Genomic DNA, 6669 nt, shown 5'->3' with positions numbered 1-6669 from the left:
GCCGCCGAGCACATTGCGAGGCCGAACGCTCCGGTGACGCCTACGAAACTCCCTTTTGTCGTGGACTTCGGCTCTTCGGGGCTGAATAGCGCCAGATAGTCCCCTTTGAATCCGCTCTTTTTCAGTTCGTAGCGAATCTTTCTGGCGAAGGGGTCGCCGTGGGTTTTCCAGATGGAGTCCATTTCGATTTTGGTCGGGTCGATCTTCCGGGCACCGCCGGTTGCGCTGACGAGTTTGGGCCACACTTTATGGGCGAGGGCGATTTTGGCGCGGATATCGTCGATGGCGTCGAGGACGATATCGTAGGGAGTGAAATCGAACGCTTCCACCCATGCGGCATCCACTTTCGCTTCGATGGGGGTGACGGTGGGGTAAAGCTCTGCCAGCCGGCGTACTTTGACAGATCCTACGGCCTCGGAACCGATCTGCCGGTTCTGATTGGTTTCGTCGAATATGTCGTAGTCGACGATCGTGATATCGGTGATGCCGGTGCGAAAGAGGCAGTCGAGGCAGAAGCCTCCCACACCGCCTACACCCAGCAGCAGCACTTTGGCCCGTGCCAGCCTTGCGTGGTCTTCACCGAAAAGTGCGCGACACCGCTCATACCGCACGGATAGACTCCGAAACCGTTTTCCCCAATGACCAATGACCAGTGACCAATGACCGGATCAAAGCCACTCCCCGAGTCTGTCGATATCCTCGTAACTCGTCAGATCGAGCTGAATCGGCGTGATGCTGACATACCCGTCCTTGATCGCTTCGAAGTCGCAGAGTTGTCTTTCGTCGGGAATCCATTGCAGCGGATGCAGCCCCAGCCAGTAATACTCCTCACCGCGTGGATTGCGGTGCAGTTGGGCATCGTTGCCGTATAGACGGAATCCCGCTTTGGTGATCCGGTATCCACGACAAGCTTTGGGCTTGATCGGCGGTACGTTGATATTCAAAAACCTGCGGCCATCGAGCGGGAAACCATCCTCCAAAATTTTTTTGCAGATCGTGTGAGCCGCCTCTTTGGCCAGTTCATACCCCAGTTCGTCGATCTCCCGGCATCCCGTTCCGCCGCAGACCTGGCTGATCGCTATGCCGGGAATACCCTGCAGGACTGCCTCCATCGCGCCCGCCGCCGTACCGCTGTAGGTGATGTCCTCACCCATGTTGGCCCCCTTGTTGATACCACTTACGACAAGGTCCGGCATACACTGTTCGTCGAAGAGGGCGTATTTGCTCAGGTAGACGCAGTCGGTGGGCGTGCCGTCGTCGAGTTTGAAAAAGTCGTCGTCGAGTTCGACGAACCGCAGTGGCCGCGTCAGTGTCAGGCTGTGCCCGCATGCCGACTTTTCGAGGGTCGGTGCGACAATCGTGACATGCCCCAGTGGCCGCAGCGCTTCGGCGAGTGCATGAAGGCCCGGTGATTCGAAACCGTCGTCATTGGTGATCAGAATACGTTTCAAACTATGCTCCAGAATGTAATTGTGTGAATTATATTATAATTGCCAAATAATGGAAATTTCTTACACAAAAAAACCGATTGTTCATGGACCGTCGCTTGCAGGATATCGGGATGTGGTATCGGGCGAGGATATCGTCGATATCGTGGCCGGCCGGCATCTGTTGCTCCATTTTTTTACAGGTGGCTGCGTCAACTGTATCCATATGATCGCCGAACTCGCATCGCTGCCGATACCGGAATCGTTGGCTCTCATTGGTGTGCATACCGGAAAATTCGACCGCGAAAAAGAGAGTGAATGGATCGGAAAGCTGATTCATAGATACGGCATCGACCATCCTGTCGTCAACGATGCGGAAGGGAAGCTGTGGGACGCTTTTGCCGTTCGTGCATGGCCGACGCTGATTCTTCTCTCTGCCGACGGTTACGAGATCGCAAGGGTCAGCGGCGAAGGAACGGCTGCGAAAATGGTGGAGGCGTTCGAGGAGTATATGGGCGAAGCGGATTATGAAACGATGCGCGCCCGGGCGGTGGAATCGGGAAGCATCGTCTCCGCTTTTTCGAAAGTCTATGCCGATCGGACGCATCTGTATCTGAGTGACATCGGCCTGGGCGCCGTGCATGTCTGCACCCATCATGGCCGTATCTTCAAGACGGTCGAAGGGTTCGCGGAACCTCAGGGACTCTTTGCCCACGACGGTATCCTCTATGTGGCCGATCGGGCGGCAGGAAGAGTTGTGGCGGTCGATCTTCAAAACTGGTCGACGAAGATCGTGGCCGAAGGACTGCGATCTCCGACCGGTCTGACCGGCAATGCGGAGGGGCTGCAGATCGCCGTGGCCGGATCGCATCAGATATGGCAGATACGCTACGATGGGAGCGGGCTCGTTCCGATGGCGGGTCTTGGTTCCGAGGGTTTGAGAGACGGTGTGATGCGGGGTGAGGCACAATTTGCCCAGCCGACCGATCTCGACTGGCTCGACGAGGTTCTCTATATCATCGATGCAGAAGGAAGTGCACTGCGTTCCATTGAGGAGGGGGTGGTGCATACACCGATCGGGTGGGATCTCTTCACATTTGGAGACCGGGACGGGATTGGTGAAACGGTGAGGCTTCAGCATCCCGAAGGGCTCTGTGCCGGTATAGGCGGATGCGGCAACCACCGTATTTTCATCTGTGATACCTACAATGACAAGATCAAAGTGTACGATCCGCTCAACGGCCGTGTCACGACACTGGTGGAGAGTGTGGATGCCCCGACCGGAATCTGCAAGTCGGAGTGCTACCTCTATGTGACCGAACTTGGCAAAGAGACTCTCTTTCGGTTCGATATCTCTTCAATGCAATATGAAAGGCTCGAAATCGCATGAAACTGTTGGTGAGTGCACTGGAACCTTCCGCGAATCTTCATCTGAAATATCTGCTCGATGTGCTGTCCGATGTTCATATTTCCGGCATATTCGATAGAAGTCTCGGTGAACCGCTTTACGGGATGGACGAATTTTCCGTTATGGGTTTTATCGATGTGCTGGCGAAATATTTCAAGGGCAAAGAGGCGGTGGCCGAGATGGTTTCGCTGGCGAAAGAGTGTGAGAAAGTGCTGCTGATCGACGCGCCCGCATTCAATCTTCCGTTGGCGAAAGCGATCCGGGAGAGGTATCCCGAGAAGGAGATCATCTACTACATTCTGCCCAAAGTGTGGGCATGGAAGAAGGGGCGGGCGAAAAAAGTGGATCGGTACTGCAACCGGCTCGCGGCGATCTTTCCGTTTGAACGGCAATTCTATCCCCGCGCCGAATATGTCGGCAACCCGCTGCTGGACGAGATCACGCTGAGGTGGAAGCCGACGGAGAATATCGAAACGCTCGCCTTCCTTCCGGGCAGCCGCAAAAGCGAAATCACCCGTCTGATGCCGGTTTACAGGGAGGTGGCCGATGCACTGCCGGGACGACGGAAGATTCTTTCGATCCCTTCGTTTATCGGGGAGGAGAAAATCGGGGAGTGGTACGGCGACATCTCCGGTTTTGAAGTGGTGAAGGATACGCAGGAAGCGGTGGCACAGGCACATTTCGCTTTTGTGTGCAGCGGGACGGCGACGCTGGAGACGGCCCTGATCGGCACACCATTCGTGCTGGTATACAAGGCACGGGTGCTCGATTGGATCATTGGAAACGCCATCGTCAAACTCCCCTACAAGGGGCTTGCCAACATTATCATGGATTTCGCGGGAAAAGAGCCGGTGCATCCGGAGATTTTCCAGGATGATGTCACCAAAGAGAGGCTGCTGGAGCTCTACGAATCGATGGACCGTGGACACTTCACGGAAAAGAGCGACGAGTTGAAAGCGATTTTGAAGCACGGCAGTGCCAAAGCGGTCGCGAAAATGATCATGAATCGAGATTCGTAAATCGTGAACGGAAATTACTTTTCTGTGATTGATGATCGACCAAATCGTATGAACCGGGTATAATAAACAAAAAATTTTTGGAGAGTGTTCGATGCAGAAAGAGCCGATGACCGAATATGGCTATAAAAAACTTCATGATGAACTGGAGTATCTGAAATCGACGGCACGCCCTGCGGTGGCCAAAGAGATCGAAAAAGCGCGGGAACTGGGTGACCTGAAAGAGAATGCCGAATACCATGCGGCCAAGGAGAAACAGGGGCTCATGGAGGCCCGTATCGCCGAACTCGAGGATATTCTTGGGCGCGCACAGGTTGTCGATCCCGCCGCTCTCGAGCACAAACGTGTCAGTTTCGGTTCGACCGTCACGCTGATCGATCTCGATACGGACGAAGAGGTGACCTACACGATCGTCGGTGCGAGCGAAGCCAATCCCGACAAGGGTCTGATCTCCTACCATTCGCCGCTGGCACGGCAGCTGATCGGCAAAGAGCCCGGCGACGACGTGCGCATGCGGCTCCCGGGTGGCGAAAAAGAGTATGAGATCGAGCAGGTCTGCTATCAAGATATCTGTTTCGGAGTTTGATCGATGGTTCCTGTAGCGATTATCGGCGCAAGCGGCTATACCGGGCTCGAACTCGTCAAGATCATTCTTCAGCATCCACAGTTCGAACTGGTCTATGTGGCGACGAGCGAAGGGGAGACGACGATCGAGGCGCTCCACCCTTCGCTCGAAAAGGTCGTTTCGCTTCCTGTCGAGAAGGCGGACGCTTCGGCCGTTGCCGAAATCGCGCAGATCGCGTTTCTGGCACTGCCACACAAAACGGCGATGGGATTTGCGAAGGAGCTGCTCGAACGCGGTGTGAAAGTGGTCGATCTTTCGGCGGATTATCGGCTCAAACTGCATACCTATGAAACCCACTACTGCCCACATGAAGACAGGGAGCATCTGCCCGAAGCGGTATACGGTCTTCCCGAATTTTACCGTGAGAGACTCAAAACAGCCGGACTGGTCGCCAATCCGGGGTGTTATCCGACCGCGTCGCTGCTGGGGCTTTTGCCATTCATTCCCTATATCAAAGCCGACACACCGATCTTCATCGACGCCAAAAGCGGTGTGAGTGGTGCCGGCAAGAAACTCTCTGCCACGACCCACTACGTAACGATCAATGAAAACGTCTTCGCCTACAATCCGATCAAACACCGGCATGCTCCGGAGATCGCCGAAAAGATCGACGATCTTTTCGTGACACAGGTGCAGGTCAATTTCGTTCCCCATCTTCTGCCGGTTACGCGGGGTATGCTCTGCAGCGTCTATATGCAGCTCGAAAACGAACTCGATCCGATCGAAGTGCTGCGTGATCTCTACAAAAACGAACCGTTCGTGCGTGTCCGCACCGAACCCGTCGATATCAAATCGGTGGCGGGTACCAATTTCTGCGACATCTACGCCACGATGAACGGAAAGAGCCTCTTCATAAGCTCCGCTATCGACAATCTGCTGAGAGGTGCCAGTTCCCAGGCCGTCGTCAACGCCAACATCATCAGCGGATTCGACGAGACGCTCGGGATACCGAAGTTCGCCTATGTTCCGTGAGAGTGGATAGTGACAGTGGGCAGTGACGGTTCTGGAGTCGCCGACTCAACACGCAACACGCAACACGCAACACTCATCCTCAAGGAGGGCGCCTGGCTGATCGCCGATGCCCATTACGCCCACTACAATACCAGCCTCTACGATTTTCTTTCAAAACTCGAGCCGGAAGATCTGCCACCCCAAATGATCTTCATGGGAGATATATTCGATTTACTTTTCGGCCACGCTCCCAATTCGATTGAATCAAATCGAAAAATGGTCGATCTTTTAGAACGCATAAGTATGCAGACAGAGGTTGTCTATCTCGAGGGAAACCACGATTTTGGTCTCAAAGAGATTTTCGGCGATACGATAAAAATAGTCGAGCGTTCGCAACAGCCGCTGATCGCAATATTTGCAGATCGGCGAATTGCACTGCATCATGGCGATATTCTCCAGGGAATCGGGTATGAGATCTATACCGCCTGGATACGCAATCGATGGGTCGATCGTATACTCAATAGAATCGATACGATATGCAATGGTGCAATTATACGATGGCTGGAGAACTACAACAGAAAAAAGAGACCGTGTTATCGCATCGAAGGTTTCGAAGAACGTATGAGAGAGCGGATGAAAATAATGAAAGAAAAGTATTCGTTCGACATCTGGATCGATGGACACTATCACCAGAATGTCATGTTTCGGTTTACGGATGTGGAATATGTCAATCTGCCGGCGTTTGCATGCAGCGGCAGTTATACCATAATGAAAAATTCCGGGAATGGAATAGAGTTTAAAGAGTCAAAGGATCGGAATGGGGTCTAAAAGCGATATTTTACAGGTAGGGACCAATGAGCTGGAGCTGGTCGATTTTCGCATTTTCAAAGAGGAGAATGGAAAAATCTACGAGGGGATTTACGGGATCAATGTATCGAAGGTCCGGGAGATCATCAAATATCCGAAATTGACCGAGCTTCCCGGTGTCCCCGAATTTATCGAAGGGATATTCGATCTGCGGGGCGTCGTGATTCCAGTGGTCGATCTGGCGAAATGGATGGGTGTCAAATCGCCTGAAAGCAAAGAGATTTATCCGCGGGTCATTATCGCGGAATTCAACAATATCCTGATCGGCTTCGTCGTACACGAAGCGAAACGGATTCGAAGAATCAGCTGGAGCGATATCGAGCCCGCATCGTTTTCGTCGGGGCAGGGTGTGCTGGATAAAAGCAAAATAACCGG

The 6669-nt window shown here is 53.4% G+C and carries 8 protein-coding genes; 6 read left to right on the top strand and 2 right to left on the bottom strand.

The features are described 5' to 3' along the window. Window positions 1-611, bottom strand: a 611-nt coding sequence (locus tag Q1K24_RS08550) for a ThiF family adenylyltransferase (RefSeq protein WP_300368878.1), incomplete at its 3' end; no start/stop codon positions are given. Between the two features lie 57 nt (window positions 612-668). Further along, window positions 669-1451, bottom strand: a complete 783-nt coding sequence (gene surE / locus Q1K24_RS08545) for a 5'/3'-nucleotidase SurE (protein WP_300368876.1) — start codon at window positions 1449-1451, stop codon at window positions 669-671. Window positions 1452-1500: 49 nt separating this feature from the next. On the opposite strand from surE, the gene Q1K24_RS08540 reads away from it, so the two are divergent. The 6 genes from Q1K24_RS08540 to Q1K24_RS08515 all read left to right on the top strand — a co-directional run. Further along, on the top strand, window positions 1501-2817 hold the full coding sequence (locus Q1K24_RS08540) for a hypothetical protein (protein ID WP_300368873.1): 1317 nt from the start codon (window positions 1501-1503) through the stop codon (window positions 2815-2817). Next, window positions 2814-3854, top strand: a complete 1041-nt coding sequence (lpxB, locus tag Q1K24_RS08535) for a lipid-A-disaccharide synthase (RefSeq protein ID WP_300368870.1) — start codon at window positions 2814-2816, stop codon at window positions 3852-3854. The genes Q1K24_RS08540 and lpxB overlap by 4 nt, the downstream gene beginning before the upstream one ends. A 91-nt stretch (window positions 3855-3945) precedes the next feature. Next, window positions 3946-4437: a transcription elongation factor GreA gene (gene greA, locus Q1K24_RS08530; protein WP_300368867.1), complete on the top strand. Its 492-nt coding sequence runs from the start codon at window positions 3946-3948 to the stop codon at window positions 4435-4437. A 3-nt stretch (window positions 4438-4440) separates the two neighbouring features. Then, entirely contained in the window at window positions 4441-5448 is a 1008-nt protein-coding gene (argC, locus tag Q1K24_RS08525) for an N-acetyl-gamma-glutamyl-phosphate reductase (protein WP_300368864.1), read from the top strand. A gap of 9 nt (window positions 5449-5457) precedes the next feature. Then, window positions 5458-6255, top strand: a complete 798-nt coding sequence (locus Q1K24_RS08520) for a metallophosphoesterase (RefSeq protein WP_300368861.1) — start codon at window positions 5458-5460, stop codon at window positions 6253-6255. Further along, window positions 6245-6669: chemotaxis protein CheW (locus tag Q1K24_RS08515; RefSeq protein ID WP_300368858.1), on the top strand; the 425-nt coding region annotated here is incomplete at its 3' end. The genes Q1K24_RS08520 and Q1K24_RS08515, both read left to right, overlap by 11 nt.

Origin of the sequence: Hydrogenimonas sp. (assembly GCF_029932565.1) — a bacterium.
In the GTDB taxonomy this organism is placed as follows: domain Bacteria; phylum Campylobacterota; class Campylobacteria; order Campylobacterales; family Hydrogenimonadaceae; genus Hydrogenimonas.
This window is presented reverse-complemented; position numbering and strand designations above follow the sequence as displayed.

What these genes read in the sequence shown, in the direction of transcription:
- greA (WP_300368867.1), top strand. Translation starts at nt 3,946, where the DNA reads ATGCAGAAAGAGCCGATGACCGAATATGGCTATAAAAAACTTCATGAT.
- lpxB (WP_300368870.1), top strand. Translation starts at nt 2,814, where the DNA reads ATGAAACTGTTGGTGAGTGCACTGGAACCTTCCGCGAATCTTCATCTG.
- argC (WP_300368864.1), top strand. Translation starts at nt 4,441, where the DNA reads ATGGTTCCTGTAGCGATTATCGGCGCAAGCGGCTATACCGGGCTCGAA.
- Q1K24_RS08540 (WP_300368873.1), top strand. Translation starts at nt 1,501, where the DNA reads ATGGAAATTTCTTACACAAAAAAACCGATTGTTCATGGACCGTCGCTT.